The 21,796-nt window shown below is 56.1% G+C and carries 22 protein-coding genes, 1 tRNA gene and 1 pseudogene; 9 read left to right on the top strand and 15 right to left on the bottom strand.

What is annotated here, in order from left to right:
• Positions 1 to 85: 85 nt before the first annotated feature.
• Positions 86 to 1,108 carry a ketol-acid reductoisomerase gene (gene ilvC / locus D1823_RS07505; RefSeq protein WP_117869327.1) on the bottom strand — a complete coding sequence of 341 codons (1,023 nt, stop codon included), beginning with the start codon at positions 1,106 to 1,108 and terminating at the stop codon, positions 86 to 88.
• A 131-nt stretch (positions 1,109 to 1,239) separates the two neighbouring features.
• Here ilvC and D1823_RS07500 point away from each other — a divergent pair, with 131 nt between their 5' ends.
• Positions 1,240 to 1,695, top strand: coding sequence for an Lrp/AsnC family transcriptional regulator (locus tag D1823_RS07500; RefSeq protein WP_117869326.1), 456 nt, complete (start codon positions 1,240 to 1,242; stop codon positions 1,693 to 1,695).
• On the top strand, positions 1,692 to 2,150 hold the full coding sequence (locus D1823_RS07495) for an Lrp/AsnC family transcriptional regulator (RefSeq protein WP_117869325.1): 459 nt from the start codon (positions 1,692 to 1,694) through the stop codon (positions 2,148 to 2,150). The genes D1823_RS07500 and D1823_RS07495 overlap by 4 nt, the downstream gene beginning before the upstream one ends.
• A gap of 6 nt (positions 2,151 to 2,156) precedes the next feature.
• Here the strand turns inward: D1823_RS07495 and D1823_RS07490 are convergent, their stop codons facing one another.
• On the bottom strand, positions 2,157 to 2,858 hold the full coding sequence (locus D1823_RS07490) for a GntR family transcriptional regulator (RefSeq protein WP_254683811.1): 702 nt from the start codon (positions 2,856 to 2,858) through the stop codon (positions 2,157 to 2,159).
• A gap of 231 nt (positions 2,859 to 3,089) precedes the next feature.
• Here D1823_RS07490 and D1823_RS07485 point away from each other — a divergent pair, with 231 nt between their 5' ends.
• A complete protein-coding gene (locus tag D1823_RS07485) occupies positions 3,090 to 4,217 on the top strand; it encodes an aminotransferase class V-fold PLP-dependent enzyme (protein WP_117872789.1) in 1,128 nt (375 codons plus the stop codon).
• A gap of 12 nt (positions 4,218 to 4,229) precedes the next feature.
• Here D1823_RS07485 and D1823_RS07480 read toward each other — a convergent pair whose 3' ends face one another.
• The 3 genes from D1823_RS07480 to D1823_RS07470 form a co-directional block, all read right to left on the bottom strand.
• Positions 4,230 to 5,426 (bottom strand): UbiH/UbiF family hydroxylase, encoded by a 1,197-nt coding sequence (locus tag D1823_RS07480; RefSeq protein WP_117869323.1) that lies wholly within the window; start codon positions 5,424 to 5,426, stop codon positions 4,230 to 4,232.
• A gap of 74 nt (positions 5,427 to 5,500) precedes the next feature.
• Positions 5,501 to 5,749 carry a hypothetical protein gene (locus D1823_RS07475; protein WP_117869322.1) on the bottom strand — a complete coding sequence of 83 codons (249 nt, stop codon included), beginning with the start codon at positions 5,747 to 5,749 and terminating at the stop codon, positions 5,501 to 5,503.
• Positions 5,750 to 5,834: 85 nt separating this feature from the next.
• Positions 5,835 to 6,479, bottom strand: a complete 645-nt coding sequence (locus D1823_RS07470) for a pyrimidine 5'-nucleotidase (RefSeq protein WP_117869321.1) — start codon at positions 6,477 to 6,479, stop codon at positions 5,835 to 5,837.
• A 100-nt stretch (positions 6,480 to 6,579) separates the two neighbouring features.
• Between D1823_RS07470 and D1823_RS07465 the strand changes: the two genes are divergently transcribed.
• Positions 6,580 to 7,227, top strand: coding sequence for a GntR family transcriptional regulator (locus tag D1823_RS07465; RefSeq protein WP_117869320.1), 648 nt, complete (start codon positions 6,580 to 6,582; stop codon positions 7,225 to 7,227).
• Between the two features lie 3 nt (positions 7,228 to 7,230).
• Here D1823_RS07465 and D1823_RS07460 read toward each other — a convergent pair whose 3' ends face one another.
• Together D1823_RS07460 and carA are read right to left on the bottom strand one after the other, a co-directional pair.
• Positions 7,231 to 9,108, bottom strand: coding sequence for a glycosyltransferase (locus tag D1823_RS07460; protein ID WP_117869319.1), 1,878 nt, complete (start codon positions 9,106 to 9,108; stop codon positions 7,231 to 7,233).
• A gap of 81 nt (positions 9,109 to 9,189) precedes the next feature.
• Positions 9,190 to 10,356, bottom strand: a complete 1,167-nt coding sequence (carA, locus tag D1823_RS07455; protein WP_117869318.1) for a glutamine-hydrolyzing carbamoyl-phosphate synthase small subunit — start codon at positions 10,354 to 10,356, stop codon at positions 9,190 to 9,192.
• A gap of 183 nt (positions 10,357 to 10,539) precedes the next feature.
• On the opposite strand from carA, the gene D1823_RS07450 reads away from it, so the two are divergent.
• Entirely contained in the window at positions 10,540 to 11,025 is a 486-nt protein-coding gene (locus D1823_RS07450) for a GatB/YqeY domain-containing protein (protein ID WP_117869317.1), read from the top strand.
• 21 nt (positions 11,026 to 11,046) lie between these two features.
• On the opposite strand, the gene D1823_RS07445 is transcribed toward D1823_RS07450, so the two are convergent.
• The 3 genes from D1823_RS07445 to ctaD form a co-directional block, all read right to left on the bottom strand.
• The gene (locus D1823_RS07445) at positions 11,047 to 11,538 is read right to left on the bottom strand and encodes a DUF2244 domain-containing protein (RefSeq protein WP_117869316.1); all 492 of its coding nucleotides are present in this window, start codon (positions 11,536 to 11,538) and stop codon (positions 11,047 to 11,049) included.
• Between the two features lie 44 nt (positions 11,539 to 11,582).
• Complete coding sequence (locus D1823_RS07440; RefSeq protein ID WP_117869315.1) at positions 11,583 to 12,182, bottom strand: 2-hydroxychromene-2-carboxylate isomerase; 600 nt, start codon at positions 12,180 to 12,182, stop codon at positions 11,583 to 11,585.
• A 122-nt stretch (positions 12,183 to 12,304) separates the two neighbouring features.
• Positions 12,305 to 13,963 carry a cytochrome c oxidase subunit I gene (gene ctaD, locus D1823_RS07435; protein WP_117869314.1) on the bottom strand — a complete coding sequence of 553 codons (1,659 nt, stop codon included), beginning with the start codon at positions 13,961 to 13,963 and terminating at the stop codon, positions 12,305 to 12,307.
• 305 nt (positions 13,964 to 14,268) lie between these two features.
• On the opposite strand from ctaD, the gene D1823_RS07430 reads away from it, so the two are divergent.
• Entirely contained in the window at positions 14,269 to 14,688 is a 420-nt protein-coding gene (locus D1823_RS07430; protein ID WP_117869313.1) for an HIT family protein, read from the top strand.
• Here D1823_RS07430 and D1823_RS07425 read toward each other — a convergent pair whose 3' ends face one another.
• A complete protein-coding gene (locus tag D1823_RS07425; protein ID WP_117869312.1) occupies positions 14,689 to 15,111 on the bottom strand; it encodes a helix-turn-helix domain-containing protein in 423 nt (140 codons plus the stop codon). It lies immediately after the preceding gene.
• Positions 15,112 to 15,193: 82 nt separating this feature from the next.
• On the opposite strand from D1823_RS07425, the gene D1823_RS07420 reads away from it, so the two are divergent.
• Positions 15,194 to 16,135: a cation diffusion facilitator family transporter gene (locus D1823_RS07420; protein ID WP_117869311.1), complete on the top strand. Its 942-nt coding sequence runs from the start codon at positions 15,194 to 15,196 to the stop codon at positions 16,133 to 16,135.
• 315 nt (positions 16,136 to 16,450) lie between these two features.
• Here D1823_RS07420 and lipB read toward each other — a convergent pair whose 3' ends face one another.
• Positions 16,451 to 17,107: a lipoyl(octanoyl) transferase LipB gene (gene lipB / locus D1823_RS07415; RefSeq protein WP_117869310.1), complete on the bottom strand. Its 657-nt coding sequence runs from the start codon at positions 17,105 to 17,107 to the stop codon at positions 16,451 to 16,453.
• Between the two features lie 39 nt (positions 17,108 to 17,146).
• A complete protein-coding gene (locus D1823_RS07410) occupies positions 17,147 to 17,806 on the bottom strand; it encodes a DsbA family oxidoreductase (RefSeq protein WP_117869309.1) in 660 nt (219 codons plus the stop codon).
• Between the two features lie 141 nt (positions 17,807 to 17,947).
• Between D1823_RS07410 and D1823_RS07405 the strand changes: the two genes are divergently transcribed.
• Positions 17,948 to 18,034 (top strand) — tRNA-Leu (locus D1823_RS07405).
• Positions 18,035 to 18,393: 359 nt separating this feature from the next.
• Here the strand turns inward: D1823_RS07405 and D1823_RS07395 are convergent.
• Positions 18,394 to 19,146 carry a TylF/MycF/NovP-related O-methyltransferase gene (locus D1823_RS07395; protein WP_117869307.1) on the bottom strand — a complete coding sequence of 251 codons (753 nt, stop codon included), beginning with the start codon at positions 19,144 to 19,146 and terminating at the stop codon, positions 18,394 to 18,396.
• A 375-nt stretch (positions 19,147 to 19,521) separates the two neighbouring features.
• Here D1823_RS07395 and D1823_RS07390 point away from each other — a divergent pair, with 375 nt between their 5' ends.
• Positions 19,522 to 20,355: a class I SAM-dependent methyltransferase gene (locus D1823_RS07390; RefSeq protein WP_117869306.1), complete on the top strand. Its 834-nt coding sequence runs from the start codon at positions 19,522 to 19,524 to the stop codon at positions 20,353 to 20,355.
• Between the two features lie 32 nt (positions 20,356 to 20,387).
• Here the strand turns inward: D1823_RS07390 and D1823_RS22085 are convergent.
• Positions 20,388 to 21,485: pseudogene (locus D1823_RS22085) on the bottom strand (acyltransferase family protein).
• Positions 21,486 to 21,796: the final 311 nt, after the last annotated feature.

Here is a 21,796-nt window from a genome sequence, read left to right as displayed (position 1 = left end):
CGGGCGTTTATGTGCCGCGCCACTTTTTTGTGCAAACGAAAAAGGGCGACCGCTGTGGCCGCCCTGATGCTGACTAAGGTCAGGCTTAGTTCTTTTCTTTGTCGACCATTTTGCCGGCCGAGATCCACGGCATCATGCCGCGCAGCTTGGCGCCGGTTTCTTCGATCTGATGCTCGTCATTGGCACGGCGCGCCGCTTTGATGGTCGGCTGGCCAACGGCGTTTTCCAGCATGAAGTCACGAACGAATTTACCCTGCTGGATGTCGTTCAGGACCTCTTTCATACGCGCTTTGGTTTCGTCGTATTTCAGGATACGCGGCCCGGTGACGTACTGGCCGTACTCTGCGGTGTTCGAGATCGAATAATCCATGTTGGCGATGCCGCCTTCGTAGATCAGATCGACGATCAGTTTCACTTCGTGCAGACACTCGAAATAGGCCATTTCAGGGGCGTAACCGGCTTCGACCAAAGTCTCAAACCCGCAACGGATCAGTTCGACCAGACCGCCGCACAGAACAGCCTGTTCGCCGAACAGGTCGGTCTCACACTCTTCACGGAAGTTGGTTTCGATGATGCCCGAGCGGCCGCCACCAATGGCCGAGCAGTAGGACAAGCCGATTTCCAGCGCCTTGCCGGTTGCGTCGTTGTGAACCGCGACCAGGCAGGGAACGCCGCCGCCCTTGGTGTATTCGCCGCGCACTGTATGGCCGGGGCCCTTGGGGGCCATCATGATGACGTCGACGCCTTCTTTCGGCTCGATCAGGCCGAAGTGAACATTCAGGCCGTGCGCAAACGCGATGGCCGCACCGGGCTTGATGTTGTCGTGGACGTATTTTTTGTAGGTCTCGGCCTGTAGCTCGTCGGGCATGGTGAACATGATGACGTCGCACCAGGCCGCCGCTTCGGCGATGCCCATGACTTGCAAACCTTCGGCTTCGGCTTTTTTGGCCGAAGGCGATCCTTCGCGCAGGGCGACGACCAGGTTCTTTGCACCGGAGTCGCGCAGGTTCAGCGCGTGAGCGTGACCTTGCGAGCCATAGCCGAGGATGGCCACTTTCTTGTCTTTGATCAGGTTGATGTCGCAATCGCGATCGTAATAGACGCGCATTTCGCCGGTCCTTTCTGGTTAGGTTGCGGCGGTTGTATCTGCCTGTTCGCGCAATGGCGATAGGGTTGGGCTTGAGTATTTGCAAAAAAGATGAAGAATAATTCGCGATAACAGGAGAAAATAAAAAAATCATGCTTGATGATATTGATCGACGCATTCTGCGCCACTTTCAAGCAGACCCGAGCCTGACAACAGCGGAACTGGCCGATCTTTGCCGGATCAGCGCGGGTGTCTGCTGGCGGCGGATCGAAAAGATGCAGGCCGCAGGGATCATCGAAGGGCAGGAGGCCGTGATAGACTGGGCCGCGATGGGATATGCAGTCGAGGTCTCGCTTCGGATCACGCTTGACAAGACTCAAGCCCGTGCGTTCGACGAATTCACGCAGGCGGCGCGTGATGTGGCAGAGGTAATCGAGATCCAGACCTTTCTGGGTCGTGTCGACGTTCGTCTTTCCGTCATTGCAAGAGATATGAAGCACTATCAGCAGCTCTATCGCGACCGGATTCTGACCCTGCCTCATATCGCCGATATCGAGGCCCTGATGCATATCGCGAGGGTCAAGCGGGACGAGGTACTGCCGGTATGATTGAGCTGGATGAGATCGATCGCGGTCTTCTTCGCGCACTGCAACAGGACGCGACGCAAAGTGCCGGAGCGTTGGGGCGCAGGTTCGGGTTATCTCAACCCGCCACGTGGCGTCGTATCCGCAGGCTGGAAGAAACCGGGGTAATCAAGGGCCGACGGCTGCGCCTGAATGCCGAGGCGCTTGGGTTTGGTGTTACCGTCTTTTTGGGTATCAAACTCGGGCGAAAAGGCCAGATCAGCCTTGAAGATTTTGAGCGCGCCGTCAGTGCCGTTCCCGAGGTGCAGACAGTCGAGCATGTGCTTGGACTGTATGACTATCGACTGCGTGTCGTGGCCCGAGACTTGGCCGATTTCGAGCGTGTATTGCGGCGCCGGATCATGACATTGCCGGGCGCGGGCGATGTCGAGGCAAACGTGCTGCTTAGCGAAGAACGCCTACCTGGGCCGATCGGTTGAATACGCTCAGTATTTGGTACGAATACAATAACCCGGATGGTGTGTCATGCGCGCAAAGGTGAGTGGTTTGTCTTCTTTCCACGTTGTGCGTTCCATCTGAATCATGGATGTCCCTGCCGTGGTGCCCATGAATTCTGCCAACCGCGCATCCGCAGAAATGGCGCAGAAAGCAACCTCGGCGTCGGTAAAGGGCGCAGCCGTCAACAGCCACTCATGTGGCCCCTGTTCGATCAGGTCCGCGTCCTCTACATCTGGAACAGCCTCAATGTTGATCCACCGTTCTTCCATCTGAAAAGGCCGATTATTTGCATAATGCATGCAGACAATATGCAGAACGCGCACATCCGGTGCCACGTTGATTTGTGACGAAAGCCATCCGGGGCTGGTGACTACGTTCCGTTCAACAAGCGCGTAGCGATAGGTTGCATTCTGGCTTTCGACCACTTGCCGCGCCAGTGAAAATTCGAGTTTGGCGTGTTTGCTTGGCTCTTTCTTGACACGTGTTCCGCTCTTGCGTTTGCGCTCGACAAAGCCCTGATCGGCCAGTTCCCTCATGGCTCTGTTCACAGTGGCCCGGGCGCAATTGAATTCCTCAGCCAGCTGAGTCTCTGTCGGCAAAAGCGATCCTTGTGGCCAGACACGGCTTTCAATACGTCGTTTTACTTCGTCTCTAACGAACTGGAAGCTGATCCGCTTTTGTATCGTCACGGGTAAATATGTCCCTTCAAGTATAAAGTGTGCGCATCTGTTCAGAATCAAGCAGAAGTGTAAAGGGGAAGTGACACTACTTGGCGTCATTTCTCGTGTTTTCAGGGGCGTAGGCGGAAAAAAGTTACTGTTTCCGCTACTTTACATGGGGTCAAACTTTTGTCGCGAATGGGCTTTACCCGCACGGGCAAAGGGGACAAAACTTCGAAAACGCTTTGGAAAGGACGCCTCATGCCTGCCTTGTTGGATACCGTTGACCCGAACGGGCTTGAAGAATTCTCGGTCGTGTTTACCGACCGCTCGCTGAACCATATGTCGCAGAAGTTTCAGCAGGTGATGCGCGACATTTCGGACATGCTGAAAGACGTGTACAACGCGGAAGGTGTCGCAGTTATTCCGGGCGGTGGAACCTATGCCATGGAAGCGGTCGCCCGACAGTTTGCGCGCGGCGCGGATGTGCTGGTGGTTCGCAACGGATGGTTCTCGTACCGGTGGAGCCAGATCATTGAGAGCGGTTCCCTGACAAACTCGACCACGGTCATGAAAGCGCGGGAGACTGGCAATGCCAGCCCATCGCCTTTTGCGCCTGCTCCGATCGAAGAGGTCGTCGCCGCGATTCGCGAACAAAAGCCCGGTGTTGTTTTTGCTCCGCATGTCGAAACCTCGGCGGGGGTCATTCTGCCGGATGATTATGTGACCGCGCTGGCAAGCGCGGCGCACGAAGTGGGTGCATTGATGGTGTTGGATTGCATTGCGTCGGGTTGTGCCTGGGTGGACATGAAAACCACCGGTGTCGATGTTCTGATCTCTGCGCCTCAGAAGGGGTGGAGCGCGTCGCCATGTGCCGGTCTGGTCATGCTGTCTGAACGGGGCGAGGCACGGCTGGAGCAGACCAGTTCTGACAGTTTCGCCATTGATATGAAGAAATGGCGGCAGATCATGCAAGCCTATGAAAACGGCGGTCACGCCTATCACGCCACGATGCCGACCGATGCTTTGCTGGCTTTCCGCGACACCATGGCAGAGACTCGAGATTATGGGTTCAAAAAACTGGGTGCGGCGCAGTGGGCGTTGGGCGACGGTGTGCGGTCGATGCTGAAGGACAAGGGCGTTGTTTCGGTTGCCGCCGACGGTTTCGGCGCGCCCGGAGTTGTGGTCAGCTACACCTCGGATCCCGAAATTCAGAACGGCAGGAAATTTGCGGCACTGGGTATGCAGATTGCCGCTGGTGTCCCGTTGCAATGCGATGAGCCCGAAGGGTTCAGCACTTTTCGGTTGGGCCTGTTCGGGCTCGACAAGCTGTACGACGTGGACGGCACCATCGCGCGTTTGAAGCGGGTGCTGGATCATGTTCTGTAAGCGGACCGGGCCTTAGCGAACGCCAAGGCCCATCTGCATCAACGTCTTGCGCACGCTTGGCAGAGAATAGAGCGCGCTCAGACCCATCGCCCGTGCATCCCGCAGCGGACGTGCCTCGATCATCGAGGCGCGGTTCAGCAGATCAATGCCCTTGACGCGCATCTCGACCTCGGTGTGACGGGCCTTGTGATAGGCGTCCAGCATCTGTGCGTCTCCCAGACCTTCGGGCCGGGCTTGCGCCAAATCCAGCAGGCAACGCAGATCGCCCAACGACATGTTCAATCCCTGTGCTCCGATGGGTGGCACCACATGCGCGGCCTCAGCCATCAGGGCAATGCGTTCCCCCGCCAGCCGTTCTGCGGATTGGCTGATGATCGGCCAGATCGTTCTGCGGGAGGCCAAATTCAGCGGGCCGAACAAACCGCAAGAACGAGCGGTCATAGCGGCTTCGAATGCCTCGGGCTCAAGGTTCAGGAGTTCAACGGCCTTCGGTCCGCGTTCCATCCAGACAATGGCGGACGAGGGCTGCCCTTTCCAGTCAGGCAGAGGCACCATCGTGAACGGTCCCCCGGATCTGTGAATCTCGGTCGAGACATTCTCGTGTGGAATTGGGTGTGTCACCGCAAAGGCCAGCGCCTTCTGCCCATATCGTGTCGTGTGAACTTTGATCCCGGCGGCTTCGCGCATAGGTGAGTTGCGACCATCGGCGGCAAGCACCAGTTTACATCGGACGCGGTTTCCATCGCTCAGGCCCACGCGGGCCTCGGCGGTTCGGGTGAACAAGCTGGTGGTTCCGGTGCCGGGGCGGAAATCGACATTGGGCAATTCAGCCAGTCGCGCCACCATTTCTCGGCGCAGCAACCAGTTGGGCAAGTTCCAACCGAAAGGGTGTTCAGAAATGTCGGCTGCGTTGAAGTCGCGGACAACGCGCGGCTCGGGCACGTCGCCGCCCGCGTCAACGATCCGCATGATTTGCAGCGGAGCCGCGTGAGCATCCAGCCTTGCCCACAGACCGCATTGTTCCAGCAGGCCGCGCGCAGGCTGCAAAAAAGCTGTGGTGCGCAGGTCTGACCCGTCCACATCCCGCTCGGTGATCGGAGGGCTCGGATCAACGCAGATCACTTCAAATCCTGCCGTTCCGAATACCGCCGCAGCGGTCAGACCGGCGATCCCACCACCAGAAATCAGGATGTCACAGCTGTCGGTCATGGCGCCTCTCATCATTCCGGGCAGAACCTAATTCGGATCTGCCCCGAGTGCCAAGTGACATCCTGTCCCGTATTTCAGCCGCGCGAAATCAGGACGAGGATCAGAAACATCACCGGCACCATCATAAGAGCGGGGATGTAGAGGCCGGGAAGGCCGAACAGCATTATGGAACAGCCCCACATACTGAAAATGGCAGCGACAGTATAGTACAGATCTTCTGGCTTAGCGTTGGCCGCGTCGCGCGCCAGCCACCCCATAACCGGAATTGCAAAGAAAAGACGTTGCCAAATCGGCAGGCGTCCGGGCATCTCGATCGCACTCATCGGGGTCTCCATCTGTTCGTCGCTGCTGCGCATATAGGGACGCAGATGCAGGTGCGGAACGTGCAGATCGTCGCACTGTGACAGGCTATCGCAGGCGGGCCAAAAACGCGGTCAGATCGTCCGTGTGATGGTGGATGTGATCGGCTTCATGCCGGTCAGGAGAAACATGAACCGTACGCATTCCCATCTCGTGCGGGGTCGCAAGATTGCGAGGGTCGTCTTCGAACATCGCCGCCATTTCGGCCTGAAGGCCGTCCTTTTCAAAGATCGCTTCGAACGCAGCTTTTTCGGGCTTTGGTCGATACCCTGCGTGTTCGACACCATATATCGCGTCGAACAAGCCTGTCAGGCCGCGTGCTTCCAATACACGTTCCGCGTAGGGCGCGCTGCCGTTGGTGTAGACGATCCGCCGACCTGGAAGGGCGCGTATATGATCGGCCAGTTCCGCATCCGGGTCCATGTGGCTCATGTCAACCTGATGTACCGCGTGCAGATAAGGGTCGGGGTCCAGATCATGTTCGGCCATCAATCCGGCCAGCGTTGTCCCGTATTCGCGCCAGTAATGCGCGCGTAGCCTGTCGGCCTCGGCCCGTTCCACACCGATGGCTTGCACCACATAGTCCGTCATCAGAACTTCGATCTGATCGAACAGCCGCATCTGCGGCGGATACAGGGTGTTATCCAGATCGAACACCCATTGGGTGACATGACTAAACGAAGGTTTGACCATGGCTTGGGTTTAGGGCGCAGTCGGGCGGTTTTCAATGCTGTACTTGATCGCCGCCCCCTGACACGGCTAGACATGTCCGAACGAGGAGACAAATGATCCCATGAGCCAGACCCGATCCCCGACCAAGGACGCCTACAGCCTTATTCTCGAAGCCATCGATGTGGGGGTCTACAAGCCCGGTGATCGATTGGTCGAAAGCGAATTGGCTGAACGGTTCGGCGTGTCGCGCACTCCGATCCGTGAAGCGCTGCAACGCCTGGAAACCCAATCCTTGCTGGAACGGGACGGGAGGTCATTGATCGTGGCGTCTCTGGACCACAACCAGATGGCCGAGCTTTACATTGTGCGCCGGGAACTTGAAGGGCTTGCCGCACGGCTGGCCGCAAAACACGCTACTGAAGAAGAGATCAAGGTTCTTCAGGATATGGTTGTTGAAGACGACAAACTTATCGATGACCCAACGGCTTTGTCGCGCGCCAACCGACGGTTTCACGAACAGATTCATCTGGCGTCACACAACCGCTATCTGGTTCAGCAGCTCGATCTGGTCCACCGGACGATGGCCCTGATGGCGACCACTTCTCTGGCAGTTCAGGGGCGTGGTGAGATTGCACAAAGTGAGCATAAGGGAATTGTAGAAGCCATCGCCGCCCGCGACGAGGAAGCCGCGGGGCGGGCGCTGAAGGAGCATATTTCAATCGCGTTCATGACTCGTCTGAAACAGGATGCCAGTCGTCGCGATAAATGAACGTCAGGCCAGCGGAATGTCTTCGCTGGCCTGACCATGTTGGGTTTTGTCCCAAAAAAACGGATTTGTCGCCAGCTCCCACAGCGCTTTGTAACCGGCAACCACACCTAGTGGAAAATACAGAAACATCGTCGGGACCCAAGGCAGCAAGAAACGGCGTTCACGCGCGGATACAGCGATGATCCCGGCGCAGATATTCAGGGCCTCGGTCGCCAGAAACAGCCAGACCAACACTGTTGCCATCTGGTGTGACAGGATTTGCTCCATCGGATTGGTTATGCCCATGGCGTATAGCCAGAAAATCCAGAGAACAGGGGCCAGCAGGAATTGACCCAGCGTGCCCAGAAAGAACGTCTGTAGGCCAAAAAACTTCACTGCACCCAGGTCCGCATACAGTTTCCGAGGGTTACGCATGTGCACAAGATAGGTAACCATGAAACCCTTGAGCCAACGTGAGCGTTGCTTCACCCACGGCCAGGCTCGAAAGTTTGCCTCTTCGAATGTCGTGGTATCCACCATCTCGGTCCGATAACCGGCCCGGCAAAGCCGCACGCCCAAATCGGCATCTTCGGTAACATTGTGGGCGTCCCAGCCGCCCAGTTCCAACAGCTTCTCACGGCGGAAAAAGAACGTCGTTCCCCCAAGCGGGACGACCAGGCCCATACGTGCGATGCCCGGCAGGATCACACGAAACCAGCTGTTGTACTCAATGGTAAAACAGCGTGACCGCCAGTTTGTGCGAGGGTTATAGTAATCCAGAACACCTTGCAGGCAAACCACCTCGGGCGAAGCTTGAGTGAAATGCGCCACCACACGTTCGATCTGATCTGGCTGAGGTGCGTCTTCGGCATCCCAAACGCCAACGATGTCACCACGGCAAAAGTCCAGCGCGTAATTCATGGCGCGCGGTTTGGTGGTCAGCCCGTTCAATTCCGGGACGACAACAACACGCATCCAACTGGGCAGAGCCGTCTGCGCAAGGGCGTCGCGCGTCACGTCATCCGTTTCCTCAAGCACGAGAATGACGTCCAGAAGCGCTTTGGGGTAGGTCAGCCTTTGGAGCCGCTGCACCAGAGCATTCGCGATTTCTCGTTCCTTGTACAACGGCACCATGATGGACACGCAGGGGTGTCGAAGCGCGATTGCCGCCTCTGGTGGTTCGGTCGGCTTTTTCATGTGGTCGCCGAGGTAGGCAAGGGTGCCAATTGTCCGAAAGGCTGCAAAAAGAACCAAAGTCCCCACGGCCGCGCCCAACAAAACCATCAATCCAAACGCGGGGAATAGGGCGAAAAGAAACAACACACTCACCGCTGTTGCGGATGTTACGAGCCGGGATCCGGCGGTCCAGTTGCGGCAGCTTTGTGCGGCGTTTACACGGGTTTCGGCAGCATTTGCGAGTGTCTGCGAGAAGTGCAGTGCAATGACCCGGTCGATCTGATGAGAATCCGCAAGAACCGGCAGGATGGCATGGTCGCAATCCTGCATCTCGGCAACAACGGTCGCAAAACGATCAGGCCGGGCGGTGGCGACCAAAAGCAGCGGGCCTATGCGCATCCAGGGAATAACATTGTGTTCAAGCCAGAAATCTACTGGCTTCAGTTCGCACAAACCGCGCATTGGTGGGATCTGTTCAAGGTCCGCGATTTGCCACTCGAACTGCGTGGATAGGGCCGTCAGAACGTCTTGCCTGTTGGCATATCCTTCGCCAACCAAAATCTCGCCAAGGGGCGCTTTCTGTCTGGCCTGCAGGCTCAATGCGTGGTCCAGTTGCGAGCGGGTGATGACCTCGTTCTCCAACAGGCAAGTGCCCAGCGGTTTACGAAAACCGGGCGCCGGGAATGGGGCGGCGGTTGTAAAATCCTGGAGGTTAAGCTCAACCATAATAAAACCCTGGCACAGTTACCTGCGCTCAGGGTTGTTCAAACAAAGTTAACGTGCCGTTAACTCTGGAAAGTTCCGGCGTTATGCCTGCTCTTTTTTCTTTTCCATCGCATCGGCGAAACGTTCGAACAGATAGAAACTGTCCTGAGGCCCGGGCGATGCTTCGGGGTGATATTGCACCGAATATACAGGTCTGTCAGTCATGCGGATACCGCAGTTCGAGCCATCAAACAGCGACCTGTGGGTCTCAACAACGCCTTCCGGCAGAGACTGCGCGTCCACGGCAAAACCGTGATTCATCGAGGTGATTTCGACCTTGCCGGTGTCCAGATCCTTGACCGGGTGGTTCGCGCCGTGATGACCATGGTTCATCTTGACTGTCTGACCGCCCAAAGCCAGTGCCAGCATCTGGTGGCCAAGGCAGATACCGAAGACGGGCAGATCGGTTGTGTCCAGGATTTCCTTGATCATCGGCACAGCATAAGCACCAGTTGCGGCCGGGTCGCCGGGACCGTTCGACAGGAAAACGCCGTCTGGCTGATGGGCCAGCACTTCGGCTGCGGTCGCTGTCGCTGGCAATACGGTGACATCGCATCCAGCCGAGGCGAGGCAGCGCAGAATGTTGCGCTTGGCACCGTAATCCACAGCCACGACTTTGTGGGCAGGGGCCTCTTGTCGCTTGTACCCGTCAGGCCACGCCCACCGCATTTCACCCCAGCGATAGCTTTGGGCACAGGTGACTTCCTTGGCCAAGTCCATACCTTCCAGCCCGGCAAAGCCGCGGGCCGCAGCAACCAGGGCTTCGATGTCGAAATTGCCCTCGGGGTCATGAGCCAGCGCCACATGCGGCGCACCTTGCTGGCGGATGGCGCGTGTGAGGCGACGGGTATCAACGCCGCCGATGGCGATACGGCCACGGCGGGCAAGCCAGCCCTTCAGGTCCTCGGCCGAGCGCCAGTTGGACGGCTCGGTCGGATCCCATTTGACAACCATGCCAGCGGCGACCGGATCGCCGGTTTCGTCATCTTCCGGGTTCACGCCGACATTGCCGATATGGGGGAAGGTAAAGGTTACGATCTGCCCGGCATAGGATGGATCGGTCATGATTTCCTGATATCCGGTCATGGCTGTGTTGAAGCAGAGTTCAGCCACGGTCTGTCCGGTTGCACCGAAGCCGAGGCCGTAAAACAGTGTTCCGTCGGCCAAAGCCAGACATGCGGTGGGCTTGGACGGGACGTTCTGGGCCATGGCGCGACTCTCCTGCAAGGTAAACCGGCGCATACCTAAGGGGGTTAGGCGCTTGGGTCAAGTCCGTTCATTTTTTATGCTATCGTTATTTTTCAATAGGTTAAGACTGATCGCCCCCGGTTGTAACACGCTTTTTGTTTAGATATGTTCGGGGTTCCGTTGTCATGGGGATGGACAAGCCAAATGGACATGCGATCACGGGTGAATGCCGCCCTGAAGCAAGCAATGAAAGACAAGGCAGCCGAGCGTCTATCGACGCTGCGGTTGATCAACGCGGCCATCAAGGACCGTGACATCGCCGCGCGCGCCTCGGACAACGAAGAGGTCAAAGGCTGCGGTGATGCAGAGGTTCTTGAAATACTTGGTAAAATGACCAAGCAACGCAAGGAAAGCGCGCGCGCCTATGAAGAGGGCGGACGCCTCGATTTGGCCGAGCGCGAGATGCAGGAAGTTGCCGTCATCGAAGAGTTTCTGCCCAAGCAGCTGGATGATGATGAAGTGTCAAAAGCGATTCAGGCCGCGATTACTTCAACCGGAGCCGGTTCCATTCGTGACATGGGAAAGGTCATGGGCGAGCTGAAGACCCGCTATACCGGTCAGATGGATTTCGGCAAGGTCGGGCCGATGGTCAAGGACCACCTCTGCGCCGCGTCAAACGGAAACTGCTGAGTCATCCGATGCTCAAGGCAATTACTGCGCGATTGGTTCGCGCAGTTTTTTGACCAATTCGTCATAGAGCGTGATGCGCTCATCCTCAGACAGGAACGCTCCTATTTCGACCTCGCGCCCGTCCCCAATAAGGGTGACGTAATGAGGGACAGGGCCGCCTTTCTCGTGCATTTCAGGTCGCGCCCAGTATCGGTTACACGACCATTCCTGCGACCCGTTGCCTGAAGTATGGTGGACGAGGTGGGCCTCGGTACCAGTTAGCGTCAATACCTCGGAAACGCTGCGCGCACGATAGTTCGCCTGAAGGGCAAACCACAGGCCCAACACCGAAATCAGCAGAAACGGTAACAGTCCCCACAGTACCACTGATCCGAGCACGGCCAGCAGCGGGATCAGGCCGAACAGGAACACTGACAGGACAGTGATCATTGCCCCGCGTCGCGGCAGAGAGTTATGCGGCCAGAGGCGCAGTTCCTGTTCGGTTTCGGATGTCTGATTCCATTTGTACGGCATACCGGAAACATAACGCGGTGCTGCGTCAAGTCGACGGGTTTTGATCAGACGACGTGGCCGACACGCGCCCAAGACAAGGCGTCATCCAAACGGTCGTCGCCCCAGAACACTTCTTGCCTCACGACAAAGCTGGGAGCACCGAAAACACCCAGTTTCACGGCAATATCCGTTTCAGCTTCCAGTGCCGCGACGATATCCGGGCTGCGCGCACGTGCCAGTGTCAGACGGGGATCTTGCTGGCAGCGCAGCAAAGCTTCGGACAGAGCGATTTCGCTGCCTGCGTCGACGCCTTCCTCAAACCAGATACGGTACAGGTTTTGGGTAAAAGATTTGCCCCATCCATCCATCATGCCAAGGACAGCGATCTGATTGGCCAAGGCCAGGTCGGAAATCGGATAGGGTGCCGGCAAGCTGGCGTGGATGTGATACTTGGCACAGCGACGTTCGATGTCGCGCCACATATATGTGGATTTTTCCGGTTTTCCGGCGAACGGGATATTCTGCTGCGCTGACATGATCGTGCGCACATTGAAGGGCCGCCAGTTAACAGTGGCGTCATGTTCAACGCGCCAATCGTCCAGACGCATCACGGTAAGGAAGCTGTATGTGCTGCCGATTGAATACCAAAAGTCGATTTCCGGCATTGCCGATCCTCCGACTGTTCTGCGGGGGTATCATAGCGGATTTTGGTGCAATTGGCGAACCGGCTGCGAAGGCAATGAAAAACCCCGCCACTTGGGCGGGGTTTCTTTGGATCAGATCGGGATCAATGCGCGTGGCCCTTGTCCCAGTCTTCCTGCTTGGGCAGCTGCTCGAACGTGTGTTCGGGCGGCGGCGTGGGCAGGGTCCATTCTAGCGTGTCCGCGTATTCGTTCCACGGGTTTGGACGCGTTTCTTTCGCACCACGGAACAGGGCGTAGAACACGATGCCAAAGAACAGCAGGAACGAGGCGAACGAGATGAACGCACCGATCGACGAAACGAAGTTCCACTGGGCGAAAGCCTCTGGGTAGTCGATATAGCGGCGCGGCATACCCTGACGACCCAGGAAGTGCTGCGGGAAGAAGGTCAGGTTGGCGCCGATGAAGAACATCCAGAAGTGAACCTTGCCCCAGAACTCTGAGTACTGACGGCCGGTCATTTTGCTGAAGTAGAAGTACACCCCGGCAAAGATCGCGAATACAGCGCCCAGCGACATCACGTAGTGGAAGTGCGCGACCACGTAGTAGGTGTCGTGATAAGCGCGGTCCACGCCAGCCTGCGACAGAACCACACCGGTCACACCGCCGACGGTGAACAGGAACAGGAAGCCGAAGGCGAACAGCATCGGTGTCTTGAACTCGATGGAACCACCCCACATCGTCGCAATCCACGAGAAGACTTTAACCCCTGTCGGAACCGCGATGACCATTGTGGCCAGCATGAAATAGGCCTGCTGACGCAGCGACATGCCAACGGTGTACATGTGGTGCGCCCACACGACGAAGCCCAGAACACCAATCGCGATGATCGCCCAAACCATCGGCAGATAGCCGAAGATCGGTTTACGCGAGAAGGTCGCGATGACATGGCTGATGATGCCGAATCCGGGCAGGATCACGATGTATACTTCCGGGTGGCCGAAGAACCACAGGATGTGCTGATACAGGATCGGATCGCCGCCGCCGGCCGGATCAAAGAAGGTGAAGCCAAAGTTGCGGTCCATCAGCAGCATGGTGATCGCGCCCGCCAGAACCGGCAGAGCCAGCAGAATCAGCCACGCGGTGACAAAGATCGACCAGCTGAACAGCGGCACCTTGAACAGGGTCATGCCCGGGGCACGCATGTTCAGGAAGGTTGTGATCATGTTGATCGCGCCGAGGATCGAGGAGGCGCCCGATACGTGCACGGCAAAGATCGCAAGATCCATGGACATGCCGCCCTCGGTCGTCGACAGCGGCGGGTACAAAACCCAGCCGACGCCCGAACCAAGCTGATCGTTACCCCCGGGGCTGAGCAGCGAGGCAACACCCAGCGAGGTACCAGCGACATACAGCCAGAAGGACAGGTTGTTCATCCGCGGGAACGCCATATCCGGCGCGCCGATCTGCAACGGCATGAAATAGTTGCCAAAACCGCCGAACAGGGCCGGGATGACAACAAAGAACATCATCAGAACACCGTGGTAGGTGATCATAACGTTCCACAGATGCCCGTTGGGTGTACATGGGTCGGCCATGAAGCCTTCCAAGCACATGTACTGAACGCCCGGGTGCATCAGCTCGAGCCGCATGTAGACGGTCATCAGAACCGAGATCAGACCGGCAAGCGCCGAAACGACCAGGTATAGAATCCCGATGTCCTTGTGGTTGGTCGACATGAACCAGCGCTGGAAAAAGCTGCGCTCGTCTTCATGGTCGTGGCCATGAATGGCTGCGTCTGCCATTATAGGTGCCTCCTGTTGCAACTGCACCGCGCAGTCGGACCTCTCCAACGCGCGGGATTCCTGCTGGTTTTAGAATGTGGAGAGGGCACCTTCAATGGCCGAGTTTGATCTGGATCAAGATTAATTGTCGCGGGCAGGCGGGTGCCGCGCGGTTTTCCGGCCTTCAACATGGGGTATCTGGGCGTGGCGGATGAGAATTCAAGCCCGGCCTGTCGATGCGGCAAGGGTGTTGGCAGAGTTCCGCCTTGACCGTTGCCTGCGCGCGTCTCAGAACGGTGCCAACACCCGCAATCCAGAGGTTTGAGATGGCTGATTACGACCCCGACAATGTTTTTGCGAAAATCCTGCGCGGAGAAATCCCGTGCACGCGCGTGTACGAGGATGACGAAACGCTGGCTTTCATGGATATCATGCCACGCACGGACGGGCATCTACTGGTGATCCCCAAAACGCCCTGCCGCAACGTACTGGACGCTACGCCCGAGCAACTGACGGCAGTTATGAGAACAGTGCAGAAAATGGCCCGGGCCGTTAAGTCCGCATTTGACGCGGACGGGGTGACAATTCAGCAATTCAGTGAGGCGGCAGGCGGGCAGGAAGTCTTCCACCTGCATTTTCACATCTTGCCGCGCTACGAAGGCGTTTCCATGCGCCCACCGGGCAAGATGGGGGATTTCGAGCTTATCGGGGACCACGCGAAAAAGATCAGCGCCGCACTCGCCTGATCATTCGGCGCCATGTGGCCCCATACATTCGCCATGATCCTGAAACGCGTGCAGCACGGCACAGACGTGGTCGTGCTGCCCGTCGCAGGCCGCTGAAATTCGGGTCAGTTCCGCCTCGAGGTTTTGAAGGCGGGCAATACGATCCCGGAGGTCGGCCAGTTGCTTTTCGGCAATTTCGTGCGCCCGGTTAAGGTCGCTGCCAGACGCGCCCTCAAGGGACAGCAAGCCCACGACGTCGGCCAGTGGCAATCCCAGATCACGACAATGGCGAATGAAGATCAGCTGCTTTAACGCGGTATCGTCATACCGGCGTTGATTGCCCGCCGTTCGCTCTGGCCTGGGCAAAAGGCCTTTGTCTTCATAAAACCGGATTGTGGGAATTTTCATTCCGGTTCGGCGCGATAAGTCCCCGATTGAGTACATTTTTCCGTTGCGGCCTCTTGAACCTCTAGTGGCTAGAGGAACTACATGCTCTGGGAAGCCGCAACAAGGGACAGGAAACGACATGGCACACCAGCATTCCCACACCGGACATGGTCAACATCATAGTCACATCGATCCGGACGCAGGTGATGCGCGCGTCGCCTGGGCGATTGGGGTGAACATGTTCCTGACTGTGGCTCAGGTCATCGGTGGCATCATTTCGGGCTCTCTGGCGTTGATTGCCGATGCGCTGCACAACTTTTCGGACGCCGTCGCGCTGATAATCGCGTTTTTCGCCCGAAAGATAGCCCGGCGCCCCGCCGATGCCCGTATGAGCTTTGGCTATGGCCGGGCCGAAGTCGTCGCCGCATTGGTCAATTACACCACGTTGATCGTGCTGTCTGTCTATCTGTTCTACGAAGGAGTGATACGGTTTTTTGAACCCGAGCCGATCAACGGGTGGATTATGGTTTGGATCGCCGCGCTGGCATTGGTGGTCGATCTCGTAACCGCTGCGCTGACGTATGCTCTGGCCAAGGAGAGCATGAATATCCGGGCCGCATTCATTCATAATGTTGCTGACGCATTGGGATCAGTCGCCGTGATCGTGGCGGGAACCGCAGTGATCCTGTTCGGCTGGACATGGGTGGACCCGGTGGTGACGATCCTGATCTCCGTCTATATCATGTGGCATGTCAAAAGTGAGATAGGTGAGACGATCCGCATTCTGATGCTAGGCGCACCGCTCGACCTGGAACCAGAGCAAGTTGCGGCGGCTATTGAAGAAACAGAAGGGGTGGCCGAAGTGCATCACATGCATTTGTGGAGCATGCAGGAACGGCAGCCCGCGCTGACGGCTCATCTGGTCATCGATACAGACGCCTGGCAAAAGGCCGAAGAGGTGCGGAACAGTGTCAGGCTAACCCTTCTGGATCGTTTTGGGGTAGGCCATGCGACGCTCGAACTGGAACAGGCCGACCGCGCCTGCGTCGGTTCGTCCCGATTTGGGCACCAGGAAGAATAGCGGTGCCTTAAAAAGAATTGCCGTTCCGATTTGGGGTCGGAACGGCAGACTCGTAACCAAACACTTCTCGGATTTCGAGGGCGAGCCCTGGATCACCGGTTAACATACCTCTCACTCTTGATTGGCAGTTCCATATTACTCGTTAACTGGGCCTTTGTATCTACCTGAGTTAAAAAATGCTTAAAGACTTCCCTAAATCCACCGAATTCAGGGTTAATTGCCTTACGCATGGGAAACAGAGCCACCCGGTCACAAGGATTGTTGTTTGCTACAGTAGAGCGCAGCGATTCGCTGCGCAGCGATTGGCAGTTGAGTTCAGGAATCAGCAGATCCAAAAACGTCTGCGAATGTCTTTTCCAGAGCTGCATCAATATCTGCCATTGTCACCGGCAGCCCCAGATCGACCAATGACGTCACGCCGTATTCGCTTATCCCGCATGGGACGATGCCCGAAAAATGTTCCAGATCCGGTTCGACATTCACTGAGATACCGTGAAAACTGACCCATTTGCGCAGGCGCAAACCAATGGCGGCGATCTTATCTTCCGCCGGTTTGCCGGTCGCCGTCAAAGGCTTGTCGTCACGCCGAACCCAAACCCCCACGCGCCCGCCACGAATCTCACCTTGTACATTGAACTCCGCCAGCGCTGAAATCACCCAGGTTTCAAGCTGCTTCACAAAACGGCGCACATCGCGTCCCCGTTTGTTCAGATCCAGCATGACATAAGCCACACGCTGACCGGGCCCGTGATAGGTGTATTCGCCCCCGCGTTTGCTTTCATAAACCGGAAACCGATCAGGGTCGGTCAGATCCTCGATCTTGGCTGAGGTTCCCGCAGTATAAAGCGGCGGGTGTTCCAACAGCCAGACACATTCCTCGGCGTCGCCACTTGCGATTGCGGCGACCTGCGCCTCCATAAAGGCAACGGCGTCGTCATAGCTGGTCAGACCATCGGTGATTTTCCATTCCATGTCGGCCTCATAACCGTCCAGATCGGTCAGGGAAAGGGGTCAGGCGGCCTCAGACAGGCAACGTTGCAACACCTGTGCATAGGTTTCAGATCCTTGCGCGCCGGTCAGCAGATATTTTCCGCCAAATACCATGGATGGCACACCTGAAATGCCCCGGCTGGTCCAGAACTGCTGCTTTTCACGTACGGGGGCTATGTGTTTTCCGCTTTCAAGCGCTTGTCGCGCTTTATCCGCGTCCAGCCCGATGGACCGAACAGCTTCCAGCAGAACATCAATATCGGAAACATCCCTCTGATGTGTGAAATACGCGTCAAACAGAGCCAGTTTCAATGGATGCTGCCGACCAAACCCTTCCGTCCAATCCAGCAACTGATGCGCCGCGAATGAATTCACCATTCTGCTGTCTTCGTCGAAGTTGAAGGTAAAGCCGAGCTCAGCGCCGATCGAGGTAAGCCTGTCCCGGGCCTGCTGGCTTTGGTCACCGGTCGTGCCGTATTTCTCCATGATATGCTCGCGCAAATTCTGGCCCTCGGGCGGCATGTTCGGGTTCAACTCGAACGGATGCCAGCGAAGCCGGGCAAGAACACCCTGTTGCTGCAGCGCTTCTTCAAGCTGCCGAAACCCGACAACACACCAGGGGCACACAACATCCGAGACGATATCGATCTGAACGATTGGGCGGTTATCGGGCGGGGTCATCTGCGGCTCCTGTCAGATCATTAGCGTGTTGTCCGGTAGCATAGATAAGGTCGCGGTGAAGGTTTTTGAACCGGAGTGTTTTTGCCTCTTCACATCGCGCACACCAACGTCTATACGCCGCTTTACCAAGTCATTGGCAGTGCGGTCGTGGCGGAATTGGTAGACGCGCAGCGTTGAGGTCGCTGTGGGGTAACACCCGTGGAAGTTCGAGTCTTCTCGACCGCACCAACTCTCAGTGAAAAAATAAGAAATTGATGAAGGGTGCGAAGATTGCATCCGCTCTTTTGTCCACTGAGCGAGGTCCGAAAGGGCTGTCGAAGACAGCTATACCAAGTGAAATAGACGCTTTCAGAACTTGAATCAGTTCCACATTGTGGACGTTCATCGGGATGTTGAGGATGCTGTCCGGTAGCACCCCCGGGGGTGTTTGCTTGGTCGGCCATTCTGAAACACGAATAGGCCACAGCCTTGCTGAGCCTGACGTTTCAGGTGTTCAGGTGACGGGCCCCGACGTCAGCAGCGCCCGCAAGTTGTAGGCGCAACCTGACCCGTGACCTGACCCCCAAGTCTGTTCCAGCGGGTTCTCTCTACACCTTCTGGAAATAGACACCCACACCATCGATTTCATTGATCGCGGGTGGCTGATACCCCACTTCGTCAAGATAATCATGCACGGCAGCTTTGGCTGCGGGAACCACATGATAGTCGTCAACGATGATCCATCCACCTTTCGAGACTTTGCCGAAAAGGTGCCGCAAAGGATCTATGGTTGATTCATACATGTCACCGTCAAGACGCAGCACGGCGATCTGCTCGCTGGGTACCAGTGGCATGGTGTCTTTGAAGAAGCCTTCAATGAACACAACCTGATCATCCAGAAGCCCGAACTTTTCAAAATTTGCCCTTACTGTATCAGCTGACACGGCCAGGGCGTCGTACTTGTGAAAGTCAGACCCTTTGTCCTCTGGGTAAAGCTCTTCATTTGGCTCGGGCAGGCCCTGAAACGAGTCGCATAGAACGACACGTCGGTCATTCTGGCCGTACGCAAAGAGAACCGCCTTCGCAAAGATGCTGGCACCGCCACGCCATACTCCGGTTTCGACAAAATCGCCGGGAACCCGGTTGCCAATGACGGATTCTACCATGGCGCGAACATTGGCCAATCGCTTGCTGCCCACCATCGTGAACGCAACAGACGGCCAATCCCAGCCGTATTCACGGTTTTTGGAGTCATAATTCGGTTTGGTGTCTCCAAACAGAATTGGTGGGTCTTCATAAATCGTGCCATCCAGGGCACGGGCAACCGTGGTCAGATATTGTTCCCGAAGTTCCGCGAGCATAAATTATAACCTTGCATAGATGTCTGGCTGGTTCTGACCTCTCTGCTGTAAAGTTTCAATAAGAATCGCGGGAAATCGCCTGGAGGGTTGGTTAAATGGAGTCACATTATCCTGTGAACTGCGATTTTTTTAACTTAGACGTGCCTTAACTTCCAGCTCTGACGTGCAGAGTGAAACATATCGTTTTTGACGCTACGAATTACGCGAATGTTTGCGCCAACTTCAGCATCAGGCTTGGCGAATATGATCTGATCTGCCCCATTTTCGAGGTCGTGAAACAACTGCCCTGCGTTTCTTTCTGCCTTGGATGTTCAGGAAGCTTGTAAACCCAAGCCTTTCAGGTGATGAAGCAACAATCCATCAGGTAAGGGCATTATGGTGAACAAATTTAGGGAAGCTATCTCAACTGCCTTGCACTCAATTTCAGGCGGTTCGAGAAAGAAGAAAGTCCAACCGATTGCTTGGTCAGAGCGGAACAGATGCACCGTTGGTGGCGTCAATTTTTTCGCCACAGTCGATGATTCTGAATACCACGAAATCACATCGAGCGATAATGAGTTTCTGCTGGTGAAAACCCGCGAAATGATCGAGGCCGAACTTGATTGTACCTCGAAGATCGATGTTAATAATATCGTCGATATTGGAGTATGGCAGGGAGGGAGCGTCGCTCTCCTAGATCGTGTATTTCGGCCTGACAAACTGGTTGCAGTTGAATATTCGACGCGCGAGCTTCCTCACCTTGACGCCTATATCGAAAGGTATTCGCGGCAGGATAACGTGCGGCTTTACAAGGGGTTAAGTCAGGCGGACATCAGTCGGTTCAGAGAATTGCTGGACGCAGAGTTCGGCGACGAGAAGATTGATCTCGTCATTGATGACGCTTCGCACCAGTATTTGGAAACGATGCTGTCGTTCAACCTCGTATTTCCGCGCATGTCGGAAGGGGGCATCTTCGTCATTGAAGACTGGCAATGGTCTACGATGGAAGCACATTACAATTCGGACTATTTCGACGGGAAAGAGGGGCTGGCGAACCTGGTGCTTCAGTGCGTCATGTCCTGCGCTTGTCGCCCGGACATCGTTCGTGAGGTCATCGTCAAAAATCACTCTGTGATGGTTGTTCGGGGCGACGCTGAACTGCAAAGCGGTGCTTTTGACATCACCGACATTGCCCGCAATAAGGGCGAGGTTATTCCCCTGGTACTATAGAGTCGCGTTGTGTCGGTGGGCGTACTCTGCTGTCACGATGCCAATTGTTGTAAGGCTGTGTTTCTCGGATCCGGCTTGGTGAGATGGCGGGCGAAACGCATGAATGGAACTTCGACAGCGTAGTAGATAACAGTTGCAACTGGTATTGTTACGGCAAGGGTAATCGCGCAGACGACGGGCACCACAAGATCCGGATTGTCCGAAAGCGTTGCGGCCCATCGGGTCAGGCTTGTCTTGTAGATTAGAAACGGGTGCATCAGGTACAGACTGTAACTGATCTTTCCAAGAAAGCGGGTAGCAGAGTTGTAGAGTAAAGAAACAGGTCGAAGCGCTTGTGATAGCGCGAGACTTGCAGAGGCAGCGCCCCAGCCCAACACAAACTCGAGCGGGACCGGCTTATACATCTTCTGCGCGTCATCAAGGACTGGCCCGAACTGAAACATGTAGATCAACCCGGCCAGACCCGCTGCGAGGGTGAAATAGCCAATAGGGCGCGCGAACGACGCAGGTGTCAAACGGTAGATGCACCAGACGATCAGGCCCAACGCAAAATACGGGGCGTTCGTGAAAAAGCTGGTCCAATAGTAATAATCGGGAACTTCACCCTGGCCATTGTAGTTAACGGCCGCCCATCCCAAGCAGGCGAGCAAAAAGAGAGACAGCGCGGCTCAAATGTTCCGCCAAGCCCAAAAGAATGGGAACAAAAGATAGAAGATGACTTCGACGCCAATTGACCAACCCGCCGGAACAACACTTGTTTGTTCACTGGGGACAAACCCAAACAGAAATGTCATATTCCTGATGATCGTACCTGTTTCGGTCTGGACACCTATATACAGCCAAGCACAGAGCATCAGGTAAAAGAGTGGGGCAATTCGAAAAAAACGGCGCAAGGCATAGGCCCAGATTCGATCAAAGGAAACACCCTTTGGATAAGCCAGCGACATGGACATAGCGCTGATTAAGAAAAACAGCGGCACCCCCATCGAAAAATAGTCGATACCCCAGTTTTTGTAATCGACACCAAGTGGATGAATTTGCACCGCGTGTACAAACACGACCGCAGACGCTGCGATGCCGCGCAGAGCATCAAGGCCATGCACCCTTTGATCTTTGAGACTACCTGTCATGACCCACTCGAGATACCGCATCCCTGCTGCCAAGAGACTTTGGCAATGTTGAGCGTCAGCTATAAATGGTTGATGTCCGATGGCAATCCGATTGACGTTTTCAAGCACAAAGCCGCACGCAACGGACGCGACCCGCGAGGCTGTGATCGTCTGCGGAGTTTGGGTCTGGCAATTGGTGAACCGGCGGGCTCGTCCACTTGCAATGCAATTCCGGGGCCCGTAACAAAGCCGCAGGCAGGGATGCGCGCTATACATCTGCAAAGATGCGTTTTTTCCCGCTATCCTGAATTTGCGGGCCACGGGTGCAGGTA

The organism is Ruegeria sp. AD91A (assembly GCF_003443535.1).
Taxonomy (GTDB): domain Bacteria; phylum Pseudomonadota; class Alphaproteobacteria; order Rhodobacterales; family Rhodobacteraceae; genus Ruegeria.
Note: the sequence above shows the minus strand (reverse complement) of the source record. Positions and strands in the feature narration are given on the sequence as shown.

Bases quoted from the DNA above. Each gene is read 5' to 3' on its own strand.
- ilvC (WP_117869327.1), bottom strand. From the start codon at position 1,108: ATGCGCGTCTATTACGATCGCGATTGCGACATCAACCTGATCAAAGAC.
- D1823_RS07500 (WP_117869326.1), top strand. From the start codon at position 1,240: ATGCTTGATGATATTGATCGACGCATTCTGCGCCACTTTCAAGCAGAC.
- D1823_RS07495 (WP_117869325.1), top strand. From the start codon at position 1,692: ATGATTGAGCTGGATGAGATCGATCGCGGTCTTCTTCGCGCACTGCAA.
- D1823_RS07485 (WP_117872789.1), top strand. From the start codon at position 3,090: ATGCCTGCCTTGTTGGATACCGTTGACCCGAACGGGCTTGAAGAATTC.
- D1823_RS07480 (WP_117869323.1), bottom strand. From the start codon at position 5,426: ATGACCGACAGCTGTGACATCCTGATTTCTGGTGGTGGGATCGCCGGT.
- D1823_RS07475 (WP_117869322.1), bottom strand. From the start codon at position 5,749: ATGAGTGCGATCGAGATGCCCGGACGCCTGCCGATTTGGCAACGTCTT.
- D1823_RS07470 (WP_117869321.1), bottom strand. From the start codon at position 6,479: ATGGTCAAACCTTCGTTTAGTCATGTCACCCAATGGGTGTTCGATCTG.
- D1823_RS07465 (WP_117869320.1), top strand. From the start codon at position 6,580: ATGAGCCAGACCCGATCCCCGACCAAGGACGCCTACAGCCTTATTCTC.
- D1823_RS07460 (WP_117869319.1), bottom strand. From the start codon at position 9,108: ATGGTTGAGCTTAACCTCCAGGATTTTACAACCGCCGCCCCATTCCCG.
- carA (WP_117869318.1), bottom strand. From the start codon at position 10,356: ATGGCCCAGAACGTCCCGTCCAAGCCCACCGCATGTCTGGCTTTGGCC.
- D1823_RS07450 (WP_117869317.1), top strand. From the start codon at position 10,540: ATGGACATGCGATCACGGGTGAATGCCGCCCTGAAGCAAGCAATGAAA.
- D1823_RS07445 (WP_117869316.1), bottom strand. From the start codon at position 11,538: ATGCCGTACAAATGGAATCAGACATCCGAAACCGAACAGGAACTGCGC.
- D1823_RS07440 (WP_117869315.1), bottom strand. From the start codon at position 12,182: ATGCCGGAAATCGACTTTTGGTATTCAATCGGCAGCACATACAGCTTC.
- ctaD (WP_117869314.1), bottom strand. From the start codon at position 13,963: ATGGCAGACGCAGCCATTCATGGCCACGACCATGAAGACGAGCGCAGC.
- D1823_RS07430 (WP_117869313.1), top strand. From the start codon at position 14,269: ATGGCTGATTACGACCCCGACAATGTTTTTGCGAAAATCCTGCGCGGA.
- D1823_RS07425 (WP_117869312.1), bottom strand. From the start codon at position 15,111: ATGTACTCAATCGGGGACTTATCGCGCCGAACCGGAATGAAAATTCCC.
- D1823_RS07420 (WP_117869311.1), top strand. From the start codon at position 15,194: ATGGCACACCAGCATTCCCACACCGGACATGGTCAACATCATAGTCAC.
- lipB (WP_117869310.1), bottom strand. From the start codon at position 17,107: ATGGAATGGAAAATCACCGATGGTCTGACCAGCTATGACGACGCCGTT.
- D1823_RS07410 (WP_117869309.1), bottom strand. From the start codon at position 17,806: ATGACCCCGCCCGATAACCGCCCAATCGTTCAGATCGATATCGTCTCG.
- D1823_RS07395 (WP_117869307.1), bottom strand. From the start codon at position 19,146: ATGCTCGCGGAACTTCGGGAACAATATCTGACCACGGTTGCCCGTGCC.
- D1823_RS07390 (WP_117869306.1), top strand. From the start codon at position 19,522: ATGGTGAACAAATTTAGGGAAGCTATCTCAACTGCCTTGCACTCAATT.